General features: G+C 67.6%; 18 protein-coding genes, 1 tRNA gene and 1 other RNA gene. 19 read left to right on the top strand and 1 reads right to left on the bottom strand.

All coding sequences use genetic code 11. From position 1 onward, the window contains the following. Nucleotides 1-487: 487 nt before the first annotated feature. The 5 genes from FKZ61_RS19290 to FKZ61_RS19270 all read left to right on the top strand — a co-directional run bounded on the left by FKZ61_RS19290 (nt 488) and on the right by FKZ61_RS19270 (nt 6,857). Nucleotides 488-1,996, top strand: coding sequence for a sugar-binding protein (locus FKZ61_RS19290; RefSeq protein WP_141611774.1), 1,509 nt, complete (start codon nt 488-490; stop codon nt 1,994-1,996). Nucleotides 1,997-2,065: 69 nt separating this feature from the next. Beyond that, nucleotides 2,066-2,677 (top strand): inorganic pyrophosphatase, encoded by a 612-nt coding sequence (locus tag FKZ61_RS19285; protein ID WP_141611773.1) that lies wholly within the window; start codon nt 2,066-2,068, stop codon nt 2,675-2,677. Continuing rightward, on the top strand, nt 2,674-3,306 hold the full coding sequence (locus FKZ61_RS19280; protein ID WP_141611772.1) for a class I SAM-dependent methyltransferase: 633 nt from the start codon (nt 2,674-2,676) through the stop codon (nt 3,304-3,306). Before FKZ61_RS19285 ends, FKZ61_RS19280 begins: the two co-directional genes overlap by 4 nt. Before the next feature lie 367 nt (nt 3,307-3,673). Beyond that, nucleotides 3,674-4,132: a secondary thiamine-phosphate synthase enzyme YjbQ gene (locus FKZ61_RS19275; protein WP_141611771.1), complete on the top strand. Its 459-nt coding sequence runs from the start codon at nt 3,674-3,676 to the stop codon at nt 4,130-4,132. Nucleotides 4,133-4,136: 4 nt separating this feature from the next. After that, nucleotides 4,137-6,857: a tetratricopeptide repeat protein gene (locus FKZ61_RS19270; protein ID WP_141611770.1), complete on the top strand. Its 2,721-nt coding sequence runs from the start codon at nt 4,137-4,139 to the stop codon at nt 6,855-6,857. Here FKZ61_RS19270 and eutB read toward each other — a convergent pair. Continuing rightward, nucleotides 6,854-7,822 carry a hydroxyectoine utilization dehydratase EutB gene (gene eutB, locus FKZ61_RS19265; RefSeq protein ID WP_141611769.1) on the bottom strand — a complete coding sequence of 323 codons (969 nt, stop codon included), beginning with the start codon at nt 7,820-7,822 and terminating at the stop codon, nt 6,854-6,856. The genes FKZ61_RS19270 and eutB overlap by 4 nt on opposite strands. A gap of 40 nt (nt 7,823-7,862) precedes the next feature. Between eutB and FKZ61_RS19260 the strand changes: the two genes are divergently transcribed. From FKZ61_RS19260 to FKZ61_RS19195, 14 genes are all read left to right on the top strand, one after another. Beyond that, nucleotides 7,863-8,591, top strand: a complete 729-nt coding sequence (locus FKZ61_RS19260) for a sulfotransferase-like domain-containing protein (protein WP_141611768.1) — start codon at nt 7,863-7,865, stop codon at nt 8,589-8,591. A gap of 217 nt (nt 8,592-8,808) precedes the next feature. Beyond that, nucleotides 8,809-9,714 carry a branched-chain-amino-acid transaminase gene (ilvE, locus tag FKZ61_RS19255; RefSeq protein WP_211358645.1) on the top strand — a complete coding sequence of 302 codons (906 nt, stop codon included), beginning with the start codon at nt 8,809-8,811 and terminating at the stop codon, nt 9,712-9,714. A gap of 42 nt (nt 9,715-9,756) precedes the next feature. Next, nucleotides 9,757-10,578: a uroporphyrinogen-III synthase gene (locus tag FKZ61_RS19250; protein WP_141611767.1), complete on the top strand. Its 822-nt coding sequence runs from the start codon at nt 9,757-9,759 to the stop codon at nt 10,576-10,578. Between the two features lie 165 nt (nt 10,579-10,743). Next, nucleotides 10,744-10,831 (top strand) — tRNA-Ser (locus FKZ61_RS19245). A 147-nt stretch (nt 10,832-10,978) separates the two neighbouring features. Further along, nucleotides 10,979-11,078, top strand: an RNA gene (gene ffs, locus FKZ61_RS19240) — signal recognition particle sRNA small type. A 95-nt stretch (nt 11,079-11,173) separates the two neighbouring features. Then, nucleotides 11,174-11,740: a histidine phosphatase family protein gene (locus FKZ61_RS19235; RefSeq protein WP_141611766.1), complete on the top strand. Its 567-nt coding sequence runs from the start codon at nt 11,174-11,176 to the stop codon at nt 11,738-11,740. An 80-nt stretch (nt 11,741-11,820) separates the two neighbouring features. Beyond that, entirely contained in the window at nt 11,821-13,293 is a 1,473-nt protein-coding gene (pyrF, locus tag FKZ61_RS19230; RefSeq protein WP_141611765.1) for an orotidine-5'-phosphate decarboxylase, read from the top strand. Between the two features lie 3 nt (nt 13,294-13,296). Next, on the top strand, nt 13,297-14,289 hold the full coding sequence (locus tag FKZ61_RS19225; RefSeq protein ID WP_141611764.1) for a dihydroorotate dehydrogenase: 993 nt from the start codon (nt 13,297-13,299) through the stop codon (nt 14,287-14,289). An 80-nt stretch (nt 14,290-14,369) separates the two neighbouring features. After that, entirely contained in the window at nt 14,370-15,818 is a 1,449-nt protein-coding gene (locus FKZ61_RS19220) for an O-antigen ligase family protein (protein ID WP_141611763.1), read from the top strand. A gap of 75 nt (nt 15,819-15,893) precedes the next feature. Then, a complete protein-coding gene (locus tag FKZ61_RS19215; RefSeq protein ID WP_170200025.1) occupies nt 15,894-16,364 on the top strand; it encodes a GtrA family protein in 471 nt (156 codons plus the stop codon). Nucleotides 16,365-16,385: 21 nt separating this feature from the next. Beyond that, nucleotides 16,386-17,528: a glycosyltransferase family 4 protein gene (locus tag FKZ61_RS19210; protein ID WP_211358644.1), complete on the top strand. Its 1,143-nt coding sequence runs from the start codon at nt 16,386-16,388 to the stop codon at nt 17,526-17,528. Between the two features lie 13 nt (nt 17,529-17,541). Further along, a complete protein-coding gene (locus FKZ61_RS19205; RefSeq protein WP_141611761.1) occupies nt 17,542-18,027 on the top strand; it encodes an acyl-CoA thioesterase in 486 nt (161 codons plus the stop codon). Continuing rightward, entirely contained in the window at nt 18,024-18,725 is a 702-nt protein-coding gene (locus FKZ61_RS19200; RefSeq protein WP_141611760.1) for a hypothetical protein, read from the top strand. Before FKZ61_RS19205 ends, FKZ61_RS19200 begins: the two co-directional genes overlap by 4 nt. Beyond that, nucleotides 18,703-19,485 carry a sugar phosphate isomerase/epimerase family protein gene (locus FKZ61_RS19195; protein WP_170200022.1) on the top strand — a complete coding sequence of 261 codons (783 nt, stop codon included), beginning with the start codon at nt 18,703-18,705 and terminating at the stop codon, nt 19,483-19,485. Before FKZ61_RS19200 ends, FKZ61_RS19195 begins: the two co-directional genes overlap by 23 nt. Nucleotides 19,486-19,608: the final 123 nt, after the last annotated feature.

Raw genomic sequence — 19,608 nt, 5'->3', positions numbered from 1 at the left:
GCCCGCTGTCGCCAACCTTCCCCCACGCCCCCCGGTACCCCGCAGATCCGGCCACCCACGGCGGGCCAGAGACCCGCCCTACGTCCCCGTTGTTCCCAACCACGCGGGCGACGTCCCTTGCCGTAGGGGCGGCCCTCGGCCGCCCGATGGTGCCATACCCAGGCGGGTGAAGGGAGGGCGACGGATGCGCAGCTACGAGCTGCGCCTACGACGGGGTCCCCGTGCCCGTCCGCTGTCGCCAACCTTCCCCCACGCCCCCCGGTACCCCGCAGATCCGGCCACCCACGGCGGGCCGGAGACCCGCCCTACGTCCCCATGGCACCTGATCGCACGGATGACAGCCCTCGCCGTCTCCGATCCAATTGACGACGACCTCAAAAGGGCCTATAATCCGAAGCTGCCAGGAGAAACCGGGGATGCGTGACGCACCGCGCACCATGTACCAGGCAGCCCCCACGCGTCCCCCCCAGATTCACGGAAAAATCACGTGTCCCGACCCGATGATTTCGAAATTGTCGACGAAGAAGAGGAAACGGGGTGGGGTTCAGGGCGGCGTCTCTGGCTCTGGATTCTGGCGTTCGCCTTCATGGTGCTTTTCATCGGCCTGGTGGGACTGGCCTACACCCAAATTGTCCGACGCCTGGGCCCCTCGCCGGCCCCAGCCAGCACGGTAACCCTGGTCACAGCCACCGCCATCCCCACCGTCCCTGCCCTGACCTCGCCGTCCCCCAGCGCCCAGCCCACGGCCCCGGGCGTCTCCCCGACCCAGAGCGCCACTCCATCCCCGGCCGTGACGCCCACCGCGGTGACCTGTCGGGAGGCGGTGGAAGCCCGCTTCGCTGCCCTCTATTCCCGGGAGCGGCTGGGCTGCCCCCGGAGTGGCCTGCACGTGGAGTGGGCGGCCTGGCAGCGCTTCGAACGGGGCAGCATGCTGTGGCGCAACGACACCAACCGGGTCTATGTCTTCTACCAGGACGGCTCCTGGCAGCCGGTGGACGAACATTGGAACGGGCGGACAGTTCCCCTGCGGGCCGCGCCGCCTCCGGGCCTCCAGGCGCCCATTCGCGGGTTCGGCTACATCTGGGGCCTGCGGGACGACGTCTTTGCCGGCCTGGGGTGGGCGGTGGAGGCCGAAAAGGGCTTCTGTGCCGCCATCCAGGACTTTGAAGGGGGCTTCATCCTGGCCAGCTCGCCGGTCCCCTCCTGCACGGCCGACCAGCTCTACAACCACGCCACCGCGCCGGACTGGGTGCCCATCGAACTGGTGGCCACGGTGGACGGACGCTGGCGAGAGGCAACCGGCGAAAACTCGCTGGCCGCGCCCCCAGAAGCCACCCGCCCCATAGCCCGGCCCGCGGGCCACGGGGTCTTCCCCGCGGACCCCCTGGCCGCGGTGGTGCTGGATGGCCAGTTCAACGAGTGGTCCACCCCCCAGTTTCCCATCACCGCGGTGGTCCACGGCGCCGACCGCTACGGCGGCCCCATGGATCTGGCCGGAACTTTCCAGGTGGCCTGGTCGGAACAGGGCCTCTACCTGGGCGTCCGGGTGGTCGACGACCAGTACCGCAGCGGCCCCGCGGGGACAGATATGTGGCAGGGCGACGGGCTGGAGATCCACCTGGACCGGGAGCTGTTGGCGGATTTTAGCAATCCCCAGGCCGACGGCGACGACTACCAGATCGGCGTCAGCTTTGGCCCCGGGCTGGATCAGATCCGGGCCTATCGCTGGCTACCCCTGGACCAGGAAGGCCCCCTGGAGATCCCCGGCGCAGTAGCCGTCACCGGCCAGGGCTACCAGGTGGAGCTGCTCATCCCCTGGTACGTCTTCGGCCTGGGGGACCCGCCCCCCGCCGGCGGCAGTCGCTTCGGCTTCAATGTCAGCATCAACGACAACGACGGTGACCAGCCGGCCCAGGAGACGGTGGCATCGGCCTCCCCCCGTCGCACCACCCACGACAACCCCACCGAATGGGGCACCCTGATCCTGCGGCCATAGCCCAATCACCCAATGACCAAGTCACCCAATCACCGTTCATCAGTCGTCTACAAGAAAGCAGGCAAGACCATGAAATTCCCGCCTCCCTTCTACCGCTGGCGCCCCCACCCCTGGCATGGCCTGGAGCCCGGCCCCAATCCGCCGTCCATCGTCCATGCCTATATCGAGATCACACCCTTCGACCTGGTCAAGTATGAAATCGACAAGACCACCGGCTACCTGCGGGTGGACCGCCCCCAGCGCAGCTCCTCCCAGCCGCCCGCCCTGTATGGCTTCATCCCCCGCACCTACTGCGACCGCCGGGTAGCGGCCCTGGCCAGCACGGCTAACCGGGGCGATGGCGACCCCCTGGACATCTGCGTCCTCAGCGAGCGGCCCATCAACCGCTCCGAGGTGATCGTCACCGCGCGGGTGGTGGGCGGGCTGGACGTCAACGACGGCGGCGAAGCCGACGACAAGATCATCGCCGTGCTCCAGAACGACAACGTCTGGGGCAAGGCCCGGGACATCTCCGACCTGCCGGAGGTGCTCGTAGAGCGGCTGCGCCACTACTTCGCCACCTACAAGATGGTCCCCGGGGAGCAGTCCCAGCTCACGGTAGAGCGGGTCTACGACTGTGAACACGCGCTCCAGGTGGTAGAGGCGGCCCTGGCCGATTACTACGACGAGTACGGAGGATGAGCAGCACCGACCAGAATGCCATCATGGATGAACTGCGCGCCCATTGGGAAGAACGCTATCGGCAGGGTCCCCGCCCGTGGGACACGGGGATCACCCCGCCGGAGGTGGTGGCCTTCTGGCAGGAGCACGGCCCCGGCAACGGAGGCCTGGCCCTGGACCTGGGCTGCGGCACCGGCACCAACGTGGCGTTCCTGGCCCGTCAGGGGTTGCGGGTGCTGGGCTTCGACTACTCGGGCCGGGCCCTGAACATGGCCCTCCAGCGGATTCGCCGCAGCCAGGCCGCCCTCCTTCCCCGGCTGCAACTGGTCCAGGCGGATGTCAGCCGCCTGCCCCTGCACGCGGCCGGCGCCTGCTACATCCTGGACATCGGCTGCCTCCATGGCCTGCCCCTGGACCGGCGCCCGGCCTATGCCCAGGGCGTGGTGGACAACCTGGCCCCCGGCGGCTACTACCACCTCTACGCCTTCGACCGCCCGGCAGAAGCGGGGACAGACGGGCCGGTGCGGGGCATGGCCCCGGGCGAGGTCCAGGCGCTCTTCGGCCCCCACCTGACCGTGGTCCAAATGCTCCAGGGGCAGGGGGACCGCATGCCCTCTCGCTGGTATTTGCTGCGCTGGTCGTCCACCTGACCGCCGGGCAGCCCTCTCCCCTGCCGCCTGGGACACCGCAGCACAGCCAAATCCACCGCACTTTGCCGGCCCGGTTTTCGTCTATCTAATTGGGCTACCATCGTTGGATTGTCTTGAGAAATGGCGCTCATGATGCCGCTTGTCTGCTTTCCATACCGGACAAGCGGTCACGTATGGAAACCGGACCTACTGTGTCTGCGTGCATCTGTGAAATCTGTGGTTGTCGTTGGAGTTGTCCATGGCTCTACTGCACAAAGGTCAAATGAGGACGCTAACCCACGCAGATGAACGCTGATTCGAGTTACGTTCTCCTGCGTTTCTTTGCGCCTTTGCGTTTAAAAATGCCCTTTTTGCAGGGGAGTTGTCCATGAACCCAGAGACCGCCTGGATTCAAAAAGAAATCGTCCTGACGCCCAAGCCCCGGGGCTTCCACCTGATCACCGGGGAAGTCCTGAGCGCGCTACCCGAACTGGCCGACTTCCAGGTGGGCATCGCCCACTTTTTCATCCAGCACACATCGGCCTCCCTGGCCATCAACGAAAACGTGGAGCCCGAAGTGCGGGCGGACCTGGAGAGCCACTTCGACCGACTGGTACCGGAGGGCGCCGCCTACTACACCCACACCTACGAAGGGCCCGACGACATGCCGGCCCACATCAAAGCCGTGCTCATCGGCGCCAGCCTCTCCATTCCCATCACCCGGGGCCGGCTAAACCTGGGCACCTGGCAGGGAATCTACCTGTGCGAGCATCGCCGTCGGGGCGGCGCCCGCCGGCTGGTGGTGACCCTCCACGGCCAGCGGACGAAGAACGGCGGGAAGGAGTGAAGCCATGTCAAAATCCACCATTCGGCAGGCCCTGATACAGGCGCTCATCCTGGCTGCCCTGGGCCTGCTCACAGCCTGCGCCCCGGTCCGGCCGGTGGAGACGGCCCTAGAATCGCCCCCCCAAAGTGCCAGCGAATACTACAGCCGGGCCATCCAGCGGGCCAACCAGGGCGCGCTGCCCGAAGCCATCGCCGACTTTGACCAGGTCCTGGCCCTGGATCCCCACTTCGCTGCCGCCTACCTGGGTCGGGGCAACGCCTACAGCGCCCTGGGCGACTACGAGCGGGCCATCGCCGACTACGACCAGGCCACCGAGCAAGATCCAGAGCTGGCCCTGGCCTACCTGAACCGGGGGCTGGCCTACGCCGCCCTGGGCGACTACGAACGAGCCCTGGCTGACCTCTCCCGGGCCGGCGCCCTGGAGCCGGACGACGCCAACGTCTACGTGGAACGGGGCCGCATCTTTGAGACGCTGGGGGAAGATGCCCGCGCCCTGGCCGAGTACAGCCAGGCCATCCAGCTGGCGCCCACCCACATCCACGCCTACAACAGCCGGGCCCGCCTCCACGAGAAACTGGAACACTGGGACGACGCCCTGGCCGACTACAGCGCCATCATCACCATCGACCCAAGCAACGCGGCCGCCTACCTCAGCCGGGCGAACCTCTACGCTGCCCAGGGCCAGACGGAACTGGCCCGGGCCGACTACGACCAGGCCATCGCCCTGGATCCCTCCCTGACCGGTGCCTACGAGAGTCGGGCCCGCCTGCTGGCCGGCCAGCAGGCGCTGGACGCCGCCATCGACGACTACACGCAAATCATCACCCTGGAACCGGACAACGCCAACGCCTACGTCAACCGGGCCAACGCCTACCGGGACCAGGGCAACCTGGAGCTGGCCCTGGCCGACTACAGCCGCGCCCTGGCCCTGGACCCCTCCCTCACCACCGCCTACGCCAGCCGGGGGCGCATCTATGCAGACCAGGGCGACCACCAGGACGCCATCGCCGACTACACCCGCCTGCTGGAGCTGGATCCCCAGAACCTGGCCGCTTACCTCCAGCGGGGCAACGCCTACCTGGCCACCCGCCAGTGGGCCGAAGCCATCCAGGACTTCACCGCCGCGCTGCAACTGGATCCCGATCAGGCTGCCGCCTACCTGGCCCGGGGCCAGGCCTACGAAGCCCAGGGAGACCTGGACGCCGCCCTGGCCGACTACAGCGCCGCCATCGCCGCCGCCCCCGAGGACGTCAACGGCTACGTGCGCCGAGGCAACGCCCACCTGGCCGCGCAACAGTGGACTGAAGCCGTGGCCGACTTTACCCAGGCCCTGGCACTGGATCCAGACCGGGTCAGCGCCTACAACGGCCGGGCCCAGGCCTACCAGGGCCTGAAGCAGGTGGAGCAGGCCATCGCCGACTACACCCGGCTCATCCAGCTGGAGCCGGAAAACGCCGGCGCCTACGTCAGCCGGGCCGGCCTCCACTGGAGCCAGGGCGCCTACGAGCAGGCCCTGGCCGACTATGCCCGGGCCATTGAGCTGGAGCCCACCAACGCCGCCGCGCACTACAGCCGGGCGGCCGTCTACGCCGCCCAGGGTGAAGCGGAACAGGCCCTGGCCGACTACACCCGGGCCATCGAGCTCCAGCCCGACTGGATCAACGCCTACACCAGCCGGGCCCACCTCTACGAAGAACAGGGAAACTGGGCCGCGGCCATCGCCGACTACACCCGGGCCATCGAGCTGGCCCCCGGAGATGCCGGCCATCACCTGAGCCGGGCCAACGCCTACAGCGCCCTGGGCGATCAAGAGGCCGCCATCGCCGACTTCACCCAGGCCATCACCCTGGACCCCACCCTGGCCGCCGCTTACCTGGGCCGGGGCAACCTCTACCAGAACCAGAGAATGCTGGACGAAGCCCTGGCCGACTACACCCGGGCTATTGAGCTGCAGCCGGAGCTGGCCATCGCCTACGTGAACCGGGGCCGGGTGTACGCCGCCCAGCAAGAGCCCGCCTCTGCCCTGGCCGACTACACCCAGGCCATTCAGCGAAACCCGGAGCTGGTGACGGCCTACCTGGAGCGGGGCAACCTCTATAGCAGCCAGGGCCAGTATGAAAACGCCCTGGCCGACTACGACCAGGTCCTCGCCCTGAATCCAGAGCTGGCCTCGGCCTACCTGAGCCGGGCCAACGTGTACCAGCGCCTGGGCCGCACAGAGGAAGCCATCGCCGACTACACCCAGGCCATCCAACTGGAGCCGTCCCTGACACCCGCCTACCTGAACCGGGGTAACCTCTACCGGGAGCTGGCCCGCTACGACGAGGCCCTGGCCGACCACAGCCAGGCCATCCAGCTGGAGCCTCAGCTGGCCGCGCCCTACTTCATGCGGGGCAATACCTACGCTGCCCAGGGGGAAAACCAGAAGGCCATCGAGGACTTCACCGCGGCCATCGAACGGGATCCAACCCTGGCCATCGCCTACGTCAACCGGGGCAATGCCTACAACAACCTGGGCGAGAGCGACCAGGCCCTGGCGGACCTGAACAAGGCCATCGAGCTGGTGCCGGACTTCGCCATCGCCTACTATGGCCGGGGGCTGGTCTACCGCAACCGGGGCGAGATCGACAAAGCCCTGGCCGACTTCCAGAAGTGCCTGGAACTGGTGCCCGCCGGCAACCTGCGGGACCTGGCCGCCCAGCAGATCGGGGAACTGGGCGGCTAGCGGGGATCTCCCGTCAGGAGGCGCCCCAACAGATCCGGATCCACGTTGCCGCCGCTCACCACCACGGCCACGTGCCGGCCGGGCCGGGCGATCTTCCGGTGCAGCACCGCGCCCATGGCCACCGCGCCGCCCCCTTCCACCACCAGATGCTCTGCCCGCAGCCCGTGAACCATGGCGTCGGCAATCTCCTGTTCTGAAAGCAACACCACCTCATCCATGAGGGCCTGCACCAGCCGGAAGGTGTAGCGATTCTCCAGCCCGATGCCGCCCATGAGGCTGTCGGCCAGGGTGGGCTCCTCGGGCAACTGCACCGGGTGGCCGGCTTCCAGGCTGCGGACCATCACCGGGCCCCGCTCCATGGAGACGCCCACCATCCGGATGGCCGGGTTGGCCGCCTTCAGGGCCAGGGCGATCCCGCCCAAGAGCCCACCGCCGGACAGGGGGATGACCGCCGTGTCCACCTGGGGCAGCTCCTCCAGCAGCTCCAGGCCGATGGTCCCCTGGCCGGCGATCACCCAGGGGTCATCGAAGGGCGAAACCAGGGTGAGCCCTTCAGCCTGGGCCAGATCCGCGGCGTGGGCTTCGGCCTCCTCCTGGCTCTGTCCGTGGACGACCACCTGCGCGCCCAGCTCCCGCATGGCCGCCACCTTGTGGGGCAGAACTTGCTCCGGCACGCAGACCACCGCGCGCAGCCCCAGCCGCCGGGCCATGTGGGCCACGGCACGGCCGTGGTTGCCCGTGGAGACGGTGACCACGCCGGCAGCCGCGTCCGGCTGGAGGAGCCGGTTGGCTGCGCCCCGAATCTTAAACGAACCGGTGGGCTGGACGGTCTCCAGCTTGAGGTAGATCTGGCTTTCTCCCTGGGAGAGCGCGGAGCTGTAGACCAGAGGCGTCCGCCGGGTGTGGGGTGCGATGCGCTGGCGGGCCAGGTAGATGTCCTGCAAGGTGATGGGTGATGCACGCATCCAACTGCTCCTTTTGAGTCAACGAGGAAAAGAGTAAACCATGTCCACAATGCGCATTAACGTCTGGTCGGGCCCCCGGAATGTCTCCACCGCGCTCATGTACGCCTTCGCCCAGCGCAGCGACACCCGGGTGGTGGACGAGCCCCTCTACGGCCACTACCTGCGGGTCAGCGGCGCGCCCCACCCCGGCGCGGCGGAGGTCATGGCCCACATGTGTACCGATGCAGAGACGGTCATCCGGGAGGTGATCCTGGGGCCGTGCGACCGGCCCATCCTCTTCCTCAAGCAGATGGCTCACCATCTCCAGGGCGTGGACCGCGGCTTTCTGGCCCAGACGGTCAACGTCCTGCTGATTCGAGACCCGGTGGAGATGTTGCCCTCCCTGGCCGAGAACCTGGCGGAGCCCACCCTGCGGGATACGGGCCTGGCCATCCAGTCGGAACTCTACCACGAGCTGCGGGCCCTGGGCCAGGATCCGCCTGTGCTGGACGCGCGCCAGCTCCTGCTGGATCCCCGCCGGGTTCTCAGTGTCTTATGTCAACGGTTGGGCATCCCCTTTGAGGAGGCCATGCTCACCTGGCCGGCCGGCCCCCGACCCGAGGACGGTATCTGGGCCCAATATTGGTACCACAATGTTCACCGCTCCACCGGCTTCCTGCCTTATCGCGCCAAAAAAACGCCCTTCCCCGAGCGTCTGCGCCCTCTGCTGGAAGAATGCCGGCCCCACTACGACATGCTGGCAGCCGTGGCCATCCGGGCGGATGGGTAGGCCAGGTCCCGTTTCCATACGGGAGAGCTCCCTACGGCAGCATCCGTGGGGTATGGAAGCTGCACCTCCCGAGCTGGCCCAAAACGGAGTTCGCCCATCGGACGCCGCCGTAGGGGCGCTGCCTGCCGCGCCTGCCATACCCCAGGTAGCAGGATGTGTAGCGGCCTTGAGATAAAAATGATACAATACACCCAGGATCCACGACGAAGGAGTCAACATGATGCCCCAGCTTCCCGATCCCCGCAATGCCGATATCCTGGTCTATGTGGGCGGCCAACTGGTGCCCCGGGACGAGGCCAAAGTCTCCGTCTTCGACAGCTCCGTCCAGGGCGGTGATGCCGTCTGGGAAGGGCTGCGAGTCTACAACGGGCGCATCTTCGCCCTGGACGCCCACCTGGACCGACTCATGGATTCGGCCCGGGCCATGGCCTTCCAGGAGATCCCCAGCCGGGCCGAGATCAAAGAGGCCATCTTCCGCACCCTGCAGGCCAACGGCATGCGGGACGGCGTCCACATCCGCCTGACCTTGACCCGGGGGAAGAAGGTGACCTCCGGCATGGACCCCCGCCTGAACCAGTACGGTCCCTGCCTGATCGTGCTGGCCGAGTGGAAGGCACCCATCTACCGGGCCGAGGGCATTCGCCTCATCACCGCCGCCGTACGTCGCAACTCGTCCCAGTGCATCGACTCCAAGATCCATCACAACAACCTGATCAACAACATCCTGGCCAAGATCGAGGCCAACGTGGCCGGCGTCGACGATGCCCTCATGCTGGACGTCCACGGCTACGTCTCCGAAACCAACGCTACCAACGTCTTCCTGGTCAAACGCAACACCCTCCTCACGCCCCACGCCGACAGCTGTTTGCCGGGCATCACCCGGGGGATCGTCATGGAACTGGCCCGCAGCCACGGCATCCCCCTGCAGGAACGCAACATCTCCCTGTCCGAAGTCTACAGCGCAGACGAGATGTTCACCACCGGCACCATCGGCGAGCTCACGCCCGTGCTGGCGGTGGACGGCCGCACCATCGGCGACGGGGTCGCCGGCCCCCTCACCCGTCGCCTCCAGGAGCTATACCGGGCACGGACCGCCCAGGAAGGCGAGCCCCTGCCCTTTTGAAACACCGTTCGCAGGTATCTCTTTCAGGAGGAGGGAAGAACCATGGAAACCGTCACCAGCCAGCACAGTCCAGGCAGCGCCACCTTGCGAGGCATCCGGGTGGCCATCGCCCGCGCGCCCGATGAGGCCCATACCCCGGGGCCCCTGCTCCAGGAGCTGGGCGCGGAAGTCGTCTATTACCCCTGCGAGGAGATTGCACCACCGCCAGATGTGGAAACCCTGGACCAGGCCGTGCGCGATGCAGCCGAGGGTGCCTTCGACTGGCTGGTCCTGAACACGGCCAGCGCGGCCATCATGCTGGCCCAACGGCTGGAGGCACTGGGGCTGCCCGAGGATGCCCTGGCCGGCGTGCAGGTGGCAGCCCAGGGGGCCAACACCCGGTTGGCGGCGCGGGAGATGCTCCACGTGGACGTGGACCGGGTGCCCGAGACCGACACGCCGGAGGAGTTGGTGGCGGCCATGCAGCCCCTGGCCGGCGCCCGCATCCTCTGGCCTCGGGCGGCCACCTTGAAGATGCCCATCGACCGGGCCCTGGAGGCAGCCGGTGCCACGGTGGTCACCGTGGTGGCCTGCCACGACCGGCTGGGCCAGGGTGGTGACGAGGTGCCGGTCATGCTGTGGGAAGGCAAGGTGGACGCCATCACCTTCACCAGCGCCAACAATGTGCGCCACTTTGCCCGCCGGCTGCGCTACGAAGGGGGCGACCTGGCCATGCTGGACCACGTGTGCGTGGCCTGCATCGAACCCATCACTGCAGCCATGGCCCAGAGCTACGGCCTGCACGTGGACGTGGTGCCGGCAGAGCACACCCTGGACGGGTTGGTCTCGGCCCTGGCCGGCTACTTCCGGCGGGTGGGTGTGTGAAAAAGAGGCTGCTCCCTGGGGCGCCCCAGGGAGCAGCCTGTACAGCCGCGAGCCCCATTTCCATCCACGAAACCTCCACACCGTCCAAAACTTGCCTCCGGCGGGGGTCTCCGGTATAATCATGCTGGATGCAGTTCCCGACCGGGCTGTATCCAATCGATACACGGAGAGGTCGCATAGTCTGGCCGAGTGCGCGGGCCTGGAAAGCTCGTAGGGTTAACAGCCCTCGAGGGTTCAAATCCCTCCCTCTCCGCCTTTTTTGTCCTGGTGTCCTGAGTCCGTGCTGCGGCAGAAATTCGCCGAAGGTTTCCCTCCAGGGAGATGCGGTCCTTCTGCCGGGATTTACAAAAGCCCAGGACACGCCAACTGGATATTCGTGTGTTTCCATCGCTTCGTCAGGGGCTGGGTCCTGTGCGGCAGAGCACTGTGAACCCCGTCAGGGCCGGAAGGCAGCAGCGGTAAGCAGGACGCTCTGGGTGACACGGGGGCGCCTGGCTTCCTGGCGGAGCGATGAAAACACACGAATTTTTTGTGCCAATCGCCGGTCACTTTGTGCCAATCGCCGGTCACAACGTTCATCCGCAGGAGATTGCCCATGCCCGATGCCATCGTCTACCTGGCCCGCCACGCCACCCCCGACTGGAGTCGACGGGACATCCGCTACGATGTGCCGCCCGGGCCACCCCTCACCCCCCAGGGCCAGGCCGAGGCCCGGCTGCTGGGCCAGTTCTTCCAGGAAGTCGGCATCACCCGCCTCTACGCCAGCCCCCTGGAGCGCACCCGGCACACCGCCGCCCTGGCCGCGGAAGTGGCCGGCATCCCCGTCTTTGAGGAAGAAGCCATCGCCGAATGGCGCCTGGGTGAAAGCGCGGAGGAAGTCCTGAGCCGCTTCCGGGCCTTCTGGGAAGAGGCCTGCACCGAAAGCGCCCGCCGCGGCCCCATCGGGCTGGTCACCCACGGCGGCCCCATCCGGGTCCTGCTGGAAGAGCTGGGCGTCGACCCCGGGCTCCTGGCCCAATACCAGAACCAGTTCGACAACCGCAACCCCCTGCCGCCGGCCGGGGTCTGGCTGACCCGCTCCGCCCATGGCCAGGATGGCTGGCACCTGGAGCTGGTCTTCACCCCACAGCAGCCCGCCTCGGTGCAACATAACACAGTGTAACAGTGTAACATAACACGGTGTAACATAACACGGTGTAACATAACACGGTGTAACAGATTGTGACGGGTTGGGAGGATGCCGTGTCAAATTTCTGGGAGAAGTTGACGGCTGCCAGCGAGAAGAACCAGAGCCTGCTCTGCGTGGGCCTGGATCCCGTCCCCGAGCAGATGCCACCCCGCTACGCCTCAGCAGACGGTGACATCATCGCCGGCCTGCTAAAGTGGAACCGGGCCGTGGTAGAAGCCACCGCCGACCTGGTCTGCGCGTACAAGCCGAACATCGCCTTCTACGAAGCCCTGGGAACGCCCGGCCTGGAGCTGCTGCGCCAGACCCTGGCCCTGATCCCGCCGGAGATCCCGGTCATCCTGGACGCCAAGCGGGGGGATATTGGCAGCACTGCCGCGGCCTACGCCCGGGCCTGCTTCGAACAGTTCCGGGCCGATGCGGTGACCCTGAGCCCGTACCTGGGCCGGGACAGCATCGACGCCTTTGCCGCCTACCAGGGCAAGGGCCTCTTCGTCCTCTGCCACACCTCCAACCCCAGCGCCGGGGAGTTCCAACACCTGGAAATTGCGGACTGGCGTACCCTGGACCGGGAGCCCAACCAGCCCCTCTACATCCACGTGGCCCGGGCCGCGGTCCACTGGTCACCCAACGTGGGGCTGGTGGTGGGCGCCACCTACCCGGAGACGTTTCAGGCCATCCGCCAGGTGGCCCCCCGGGCCTGGTTCCTGGTGCCGGGCATCGGCGCCCAGGGCGGCGACCTGGAGGGGACCCTGCGGGCCGGCCTGCGGGCGGACGGCGCGGGCCTGATCATCAACAGCAGCCGGGGCATCTGCCTGGCCGAGGATCCCCGGGCTGCGGCCCAGAACCTGCGGGACCAGATCAACCGGGTGCGGGCGACCCACCAGAGCGCGGCCACCGCCCCCACATCAGGAGCTCCATCCGGCGAGATGCGGCCCCAGCTCCAGCAGCTGATCCTGGAGCTGGCTTCCCTGGGGGCCATCCAGTTTGGGGATTTCACCCTGGCCAGCGGCCGCCGTTCTCCTTTCTACATCGACCTGCGGCTGCTGGTGAGCCGGCCCTCCCTCCTGGCCCAGGCGGCTGCGGCCTATGCCGACCTCTTGAACGGCCTGACCTGTGACCGCATCGCCGGTATCCCCTACGCCGCGCTGCCCATTGCCACTGCGGTGGCCCTGGCGGCAGACCGCCCCCTGATCTACACCCGCAAGGAAGCCAAGGGCCACGGCCTGGGCAAAGCCATCGAGGGGAGCTGGCAACCTGGTGAGCAAGTCGTGGTCATCGAGGACCTGATCACCAGCGGCGGCAGCATCCTCCAGAGTGTAGAACAGCTGCGCGCGGCCGGCCTGGTGGTGGAAGACGCCATCGTCCTCATCGACCGGGAACAGGGCGGCAAAGAAAACCTGGCGGCTGCCGGGGTTCGGGCCCACAGCGTTTTCACCTTGCGGGAGATGCTGGACGTGCTGACGGCTGCCGGACAGCTCTCCCCAGCCAAGCGGGACGAGGTGTTGAACTACATCCGGGGAGGATGAACCATGCCCAACCTGACAGTGGAGCTGCTGGGACGTAGCCTGCCCACGCCCCTGGTGCTGGCCAGCGGCATCTGGGGCACCACGGTCAGCCTGCTGGTCCGGGCGGCCCGGGCCGGCTGTGGCGCGGTGACCGCCAAGAGCTGTGGGCCGGTGCCCCGGGCCGGCCACGTAAACCCGTCCTGCCTGGACTGGGGCCATGGGCTGATCAACGCCATCGGCCTGGCCAATCCTGGCGCGGAGGCAGAGGCGACGCTGCTGGCCCAGGCCCGCGCGCAGCTGGAGCCCCTGGGCGTCCCCCTCATCGCCAGCATCTTTGCCGGCACGCCCCAGGAGTTTGCCCAGGTGGCCGCGACGGTGGCCCAGGCCCAGCCGGACTTCCTGGAGGTGAACATCTCCTGCCCCAACGTGGCCAGCGAATTTGGCGAACCCTTCGCCGGCTCGCCCGACAGCGCGGCCGAGGTGACCGACCAGGTCAAGCGGGCCGTGGCAGAGCAGGAGATCCCGGTGATCGTCAAACTGGCGCCCAACGTGCCCAGCGTAGCCCGCATCGCCCGGGCCGTGGTGGAGGCAGGCGCGGATGCCATCTGCGCCATCAACACCATGCCCGGCCTGGTGCTGGACGTGGAAAGCGGCCAGCCCATCCTGGCCAACCGCAGCGGCGGCCTCAGCGGCCCCGCGCTCAAACCCATCGCGCTCAAGTGTGTCTACGACGTGCGCAAGGCCTGCCCGGAGGTGCCCATCATCGGCACGGGGGGTGTGACCACCGGGACGGACGCGCTGGAAATGCTCATGGCCGGGGCCACCGCGGTGGGCGTGGGCAGCGCCATCTACTACCGGGGGCCGGACGCCATCAGCCAGATCCGAGACGAGATGGCCGCGTGGCTGGCTGCCCACGACATCGAGGACGTCAACCAGGTGCGGGGATGGGCCCACCGGGAGCCCATCTTCCCGGTCACGCCCACAGGTGCGCCGGTGCCCGCCGCCCATTCTCGATGAACACCGATTTTGCCAGATTTCTTCCTGGCAATCCTCTCGGCCTTCGGGGTCTCCGCGACGACAGGACCGTCCTTCGACGCATGGTCGGGTTGGCGGCCCTGGTGGCCCTGGCAGCCGGCCTGGCCTGGTTCCCCCTGGCGCCCGTGGCTCTGGCAGCGGGTGGGGCCGGGGTGGCCTTTGGCCTGGTGCGCCACCCCTGGCTGATATGGGTGCTGCTGGCCGCGGCGCTCCCGGTGACCAGCGGCCAGCGGGTAGGCCCGGCCACCCTCACGGATCTGTTGCTGGCCCTGGCCGTGGGCCTCTGGCTGGCGGACGGCAGCCGACGCCGGCGCCTGCGGCTGGAAGCCACGCCCCCCGTCTACGGGGCACTCCTGTACATCGGGGCCCTCTCGATTTCGCTGTGGGCCGCGCCGGCGTTAGGCGAGGCCGTGCGAGAAGTGGTAAAATGGCTGGAGTTTGTCGCCGTCCTGCTGGTGATCCGGGATATGGTGCCGGCGGGGCGGGCCCCCTGGCTGGTGGGCGGCCTGCTGGTGGGCGGCCTGGGCCAGGGGCTGTTGGGTCTTTACCAATTTTATTACGGCATCGGACCCGAGTGGTTCATCATTCTGGGCCGTTTCATGCGGGCCAGCGGCAGCTTTCGCCAGCCCAACCCGTATGCCGGCTACCTGGGCCTGACCCTGCCGCTGGCGGTCAGCCTGGCTTTGTGGGCCTGGCGTCGCCTCTGGCTGGAGCCAGGGTGGGCGTCCTGGCTGTCGGCTGGTTTCTACAGCGCCGCGGCTGGGATCGTGGCCGCGGGCTTGATGGCCAGTTGGAGCCGGGGCGGATGGCTGGGCGCGGCTGCCGGCCTCCTGGTGGTGGTGGCCCTGCGCAGCGCCAGGACCATGATGGCCACGGCCGTGGCAACCGCCGGCCTGGCCCTGGCCCTGCTGGTGGGGAGCCTGAACCCGACGCTACTGCCGCCCTCCGTGACCCAGCGGTTCGCCGACATCCCGGCCAGCCTGGGGCTGACCGATGTGCTCCAGCAGCCGCTGACCGACGAAAATTTTGCGGTGGTGGAGCGGGTGGCTCACTGGGTAGCTGCCCTGCGCATGTGGGAGCGAGCCCCCTGGCTGGGGGTGGGGCCGGGCAACTACAGCGTGGTCTATCCAGCGGTCCGTCTGCCCCTGTGGGAAGATCCCCTGGGCCATGCCCACAACATCTACCTGAATGTGCTGGGCGAAACCGGGCTCCTGGGGCTGACGGCCTACCTGGCCCTGTGGCTGGTGGTTGCCCACTGGCTGTGGCAGCGCCGGCAGGCAGCCCTGGCCGTCGGGGACGAAGAAGGGTGGCAGGCGGCCCTGGCGTTAGGCATCCTGGGCATGCTGGCCCACTTGACGGTCCACAATGTATTCGATAACCTGTTTGTACAGGGCATGTACGTTCATATCGCGATCGGGCTGGCCACGTTGAACCTGGCCCGGCCGGATACATCGAAAACCAGCCTGGTAAATCCCGGCAGAAATTCGTCGATAGGTTCCACCCAAAGGTAATGCGCCCAGAGGGCACCCGGAATTTCTGCCGTGGTATTTACGCCAGGCTGTACTAGCAACCAGTGGAGAGTAGGATTGACCATCACACAGGTGCGGGATCTGGCTCGGGCCAACCGCAGAGAAGTGAAACGCTTCGTTAAATTTGCCATCGTCGGTGCAGCCGGCTCGGTCACCGACTTCACCATCCTGAACCTGTTGATTCAACTGTTCGGCGCCCCGCTCTTCGTGGCCAACGCCTGTAGCTTTACGGCGGCGGTGCTGCAGAACTTCACCTTGAACCGGCGCTGGACGTTCCCGGAAAGCCGGGAGCGTCAGGCGGGTGGACAACTGGCCCAGTTCGCCTCGGTCAGCCTCATCGGCCTGGGCATCAACCAGATGGTCTTCCTGACCATCCACCACCTGACCGAGCCCTACTGGATGTCCTTCATCGGCCACAAGAGCGTGGCCTTTACCGTGAGCTACAACGTGGCCAAGCTCTTTGCCATCGGCGTGGTCCTCTTCTGGAACTTCACGGCCAATCGCCTCTGGACCTACCGGGGGCTGTGAAGGGAGAAATCTCAAGGGCAGGTGACCACCATTGCCATCGACTACACACCGGCCATCCGCCAGCAGGCAGGTATCGGCCGCATCGTGCGTGGACAGGTCCAGGCGCTGATTGCCGGCCACGGGCAGGAGTACGACCTGCGACTCTTCGTGGTGGGCCGGGTGACGGATGCCGAGCGCCGGGCAGCCCCCTTGCCCCTCCACACCACGCCCATCAGCGAGCGGAACATGGTGCGCCTGTGGCATCGGCTGGACTGCCCCTGGCCCCGGGTGGACTGGTTCACCGGCGGCCCGCTGGATCTTTTCCACGCCACCGATTTTGTACTGCCGCCCAGCAACGCCCGCCGTAAAATCCTCACCGTCCACGACCTGGCCTTCCTCTTCTACCCGGATGCCGCCCTGCCCAGCCTCCACCACTACCTGAACGTGGTGGTGCCCCGCAGCGTACGCCGGGCCGACCACATCATCGCCGACAGCCACCACACGGCCCGGGACCTGCAGGGGCAGTGGCAGGTGCCGGCCGAGACCATCAGCGTGGTCCAGGGCGCGGTGGATCATAGCCGCTTCCGGCCCATCACCGACCCGGCCCGGCTTGCGGCCGTGCGCCAGCGCTACGGCATCGGGGACCGCCCCTTCATCCTGGGCCTGAGCCGGCTGGAGCCCCGCAAGAATTTCGTGCGCCTGATCGAGGCCTTCCACCAGGCCCGCCAGGAGGCCCGGCTGCCCCACCGGCTGGTCATCGGCGGCAGCAAGGGCTGGCTCTACGACGCCATCTTCGCCCGGGTGCAGGAGCTGGGCCTGGAGGAGCATGTCCACTTTCCCGGCTTCGTGGCCGACGAAGACCTGCCCGCGCTCTACGCCGCCGCCGAATTCTTCGCCTACCCATCGCTATACGAAGGGTTTGGGCTCCCCATCGTGGAGGCCCTGGCCTGCGGCACCCCCGTGCTCACCGGCGACAACTCCTGCCTGCCCGAAGCCGGCGGCCCCGGCGCCCTCTACGTCCGCGCCGAAGAGGTGGAGAGCATCGCCCAGGGTATCCTGCAGCTGGCCCAGGACGAACAGCTACGGATCCGCCTGCGGGAAGCCGGGCTGGCCCACGCCGCCCAATTCACCTGGGAACGCAGCGCCCAACAGCTCGTCGCTGCCTACACGAAAGTCCTGCCATGAAAGGATTGTGGTCATGACACCCACCGACCTGCGGCCCCGCACCGTAGCCGACAGCGCCCTCACCCTCACCCAGTTCATGCAGCCCGAACACTCCAACAGCCTGGGCACGGTCCACGGCGGTGTGCTCCTCAAGCTGTGTGATGAATGCGGCGGCATTGTGGCCAGCCGCCACGCCCGCCGCCCCGCGGTAACCGTCACCGTGGACAGCGTCACCTTCCACCAGCCGGTCTACGTGGGCCAATTGCTCCTGGTCCACGGGCGCATCACCTACGTGGGCCGGACCAGCATGGAGGTGGAGCTGCGGGTGGAGGCCGAAAACCTGCTGACGGGGGAAATCACCCACACCAACAGCGCCTACTTTGTCTACGTGGCCCTGGACGACCAGCTACGCCCCACAGCCGTGCCGCCGCTGGACCTGCAGAATGACGAGGAGCGGCGCCGCTTCGAGGAGGGACGCCGTCGCCAGGAGATCCGCCTGAGCCGCCGCCACACCCCATGACCGTGGATCGCCTGAACCGCCACCGGCGCTGGCTGCTGCTCTTCAGCCTGTTGCTGAGCCTGGCCGGCTACTTCGGCCCCTGGATCGACCACCCGGTGGCCGGGCTGGTCATCACCGGTCTGGACCTGGCCGAGGTGGTCAAGTTTCTGCCCGCGGTGCGCAGCGGTGCCCTCACCCTCTGGCGGGAGGGTTTCTACCTGCCCCTGCTGGCCGTCAGCCTGACCAGCAGCCTGCTGGCCTTTCGCCGGGAGCTGGGCTACGGCTGGCCCCTCCGGGGGTTCCTGCTGCTGGTGGCCGGGGTGGCGGCCCTCAACATGCTGCCCCCGGCCTGGAGCCCCGGCCTGCTCCTCACGCCCGAGTTTCGCACCCAGACCGCGGCCATGGCGCTGTGCTTCGCGGCGCTGCTCTTCAGCCCCTTCTGGGCCCTCCTCCCCCAGGGGGTGACCGGAAGCCTGGTGGCCATCCTCCAGCTCGCGGCGGTGGTCTGGCCGGTGGCCGGCTTCCTGCGACTCCTGCCCCAGTTCAGCCTGCTGTACAACCATCCCCAAACGCCGGGTTGGGGCATGGGGGCCATGGTGGCGGGTCTGCTAGGCACGCTGGTGCTGACAGTTGTCCCACCGCTGGCGCGCCGGTTCGCCCGGCCTCATCAGATGGATGCAAGGGAAGGAGAGATGGATGCAACTGGGCGCAATGAATGACCCTCGCCGCAACCTGCTGGAGGAGATCCGGTGGATTGGTGAACAGGGCTTCGACTTCGTGGAACTGACCTTCCAGGCGCCGACCGCCGCGGTGGAGAGCCAGGATTGGTCTACGGTGGGGCGGGCCATCGCCGACGCCGGCCTGCAGGTACTGGCCCATGCCGCCCCGTACCTGCCCGTGGAAAACCCTTCGCCCCTGGTACGCCAGGCCGCGCTGGACGAGCTGCGACGGACCATCGACGCGGCCCAACGGGTGGGCGCCCGGCTCTGCACCGTCGGCTTCCGGGGTTGGCCGGCCTACATGTCCGAGGCCACCGGCTACGAGTACTGCCGGCAGCTCTTCAGCATCCTGGTGCGGCACGGCGCCGAGCAGGGGGTTCAGGTGGCCCTGGAGAACAGCCCCCAGAACCGCCATCAGCTCAAATATTTCCGGGAGATCTTCAGCCGGGTGCCGGACCTGGGCCTGACCTACGACATCGGCCATGGCAATGTGGAGACGGCCCGCAGTATGACCCGGGACTACCTCTTCGCCCTGGCAGACCGGCTCCGACACGTCCACCTGAGCGACAACGACGGCAGCGCCGACGACCACCTGCCCGTGGGCGCGCCCCGGGCCGGCGGCATCCACCTGGAGCGAGAACTGCAACACCTGCGCAGCTTCCGCTACGACGGCACCATCACCCTCCAGATCTTCGGTGACCGCCGCTGGCTGCTGGCCAGCGTGGCCCAGGTGCGGGAGGCCTGGGCAGCGGCAGAGTAGTACAGTATAGCGCCAATGCACCCGGTCGTAGGTCCGGCCTCCCGGCCGGACATGGGTGCCAAAAGAGCGTTCCTTGCACCTTTGCGCCTTTGCGTTCAAAAATGCCCTTTTTGCAGGGGAGTC

It is taken from the genome of Litorilinea aerophila, assembly GCF_006569185.2.
Classification (GTDB): Bacteria; Chloroflexota; Anaerolineae; order Caldilineales; family Caldilineaceae; genus Litorilinea; species Litorilinea aerophila.
This window is presented reverse-complemented; position numbering and strand designations above follow the sequence as displayed.

What these genes read in the sequence shown, in the direction of transcription:
- FKZ61_RS19225 (WP_141611764.1), top strand. Translation starts at nt 13,297, where the DNA reads ATGCCCAACCTGACAGTGGAGCTGCTGGGACGTAGCCTGCCCACGCCC.
- eutB (WP_141611769.1), bottom strand. Translation starts at nt 7,822, where the DNA reads ATGCGTGCATCACCCATCACCTTGCAGGACATCTACCTGGCCCGCCAG.
- FKZ61_RS19275 (WP_141611771.1), top strand. Translation starts at nt 3,674, where the DNA reads ATGAACCCAGAGACCGCCTGGATTCAAAAAGAAATCGTCCTGACGCCC.
- FKZ61_RS19200 (WP_141611760.1), top strand. Translation starts at nt 18,024, where the DNA reads ATGACCGTGGATCGCCTGAACCGCCACCGGCGCTGGCTGCTGCTCTTC.
- ilvE (WP_211358645.1), top strand. Translation starts at nt 8,809, where the DNA reads ATGATGCCCCAGCTTCCCGATCCCCGCAATGCCGATATCCTGGTCTAT.
- FKZ61_RS19205 (WP_141611761.1), top strand. Translation starts at nt 17,542, where the DNA reads ATGACACCCACCGACCTGCGGCCCCGCACCGTAGCCGACAGCGCCCTC.
- FKZ61_RS19195 (WP_170200022.1), top strand. Translation starts at nt 18,703, where the DNA reads ATGCAACTGGGCGCAATGAATGACCCTCGCCGCAACCTGCTGGAGGAG.
- FKZ61_RS19260 (WP_141611768.1), top strand. Translation starts at nt 7,863, where the DNA reads ATGTCCACAATGCGCATTAACGTCTGGTCGGGCCCCCGGAATGTCTCC.
- FKZ61_RS19280 (WP_141611772.1), top strand. Translation starts at nt 2,674, where the DNA reads ATGAGCAGCACCGACCAGAATGCCATCATGGATGAACTGCGCGCCCAT.
- FKZ61_RS19235 (WP_141611766.1), top strand. Translation starts at nt 11,174, where the DNA reads ATGCCCGATGCCATCGTCTACCTGGCCCGCCACGCCACCCCCGACTGG.
- FKZ61_RS19220 (WP_141611763.1), top strand. Translation starts at nt 14,370, where the DNA reads ATGGTCGGGTTGGCGGCCCTGGTGGCCCTGGCAGCCGGCCTGGCCTGG.
- FKZ61_RS19250 (WP_141611767.1), top strand. Translation starts at nt 9,757, where the DNA reads ATGGAAACCGTCACCAGCCAGCACAGTCCAGGCAGCGCCACCTTGCGA.
- FKZ61_RS19270 (WP_141611770.1), top strand. Translation starts at nt 4,137, where the DNA reads ATGTCAAAATCCACCATTCGGCAGGCCCTGATACAGGCGCTCATCCTG.
- FKZ61_RS19285 (WP_141611773.1), top strand. Translation starts at nt 2,066, where the DNA reads ATGAAATTCCCGCCTCCCTTCTACCGCTGGCGCCCCCACCCCTGGCAT.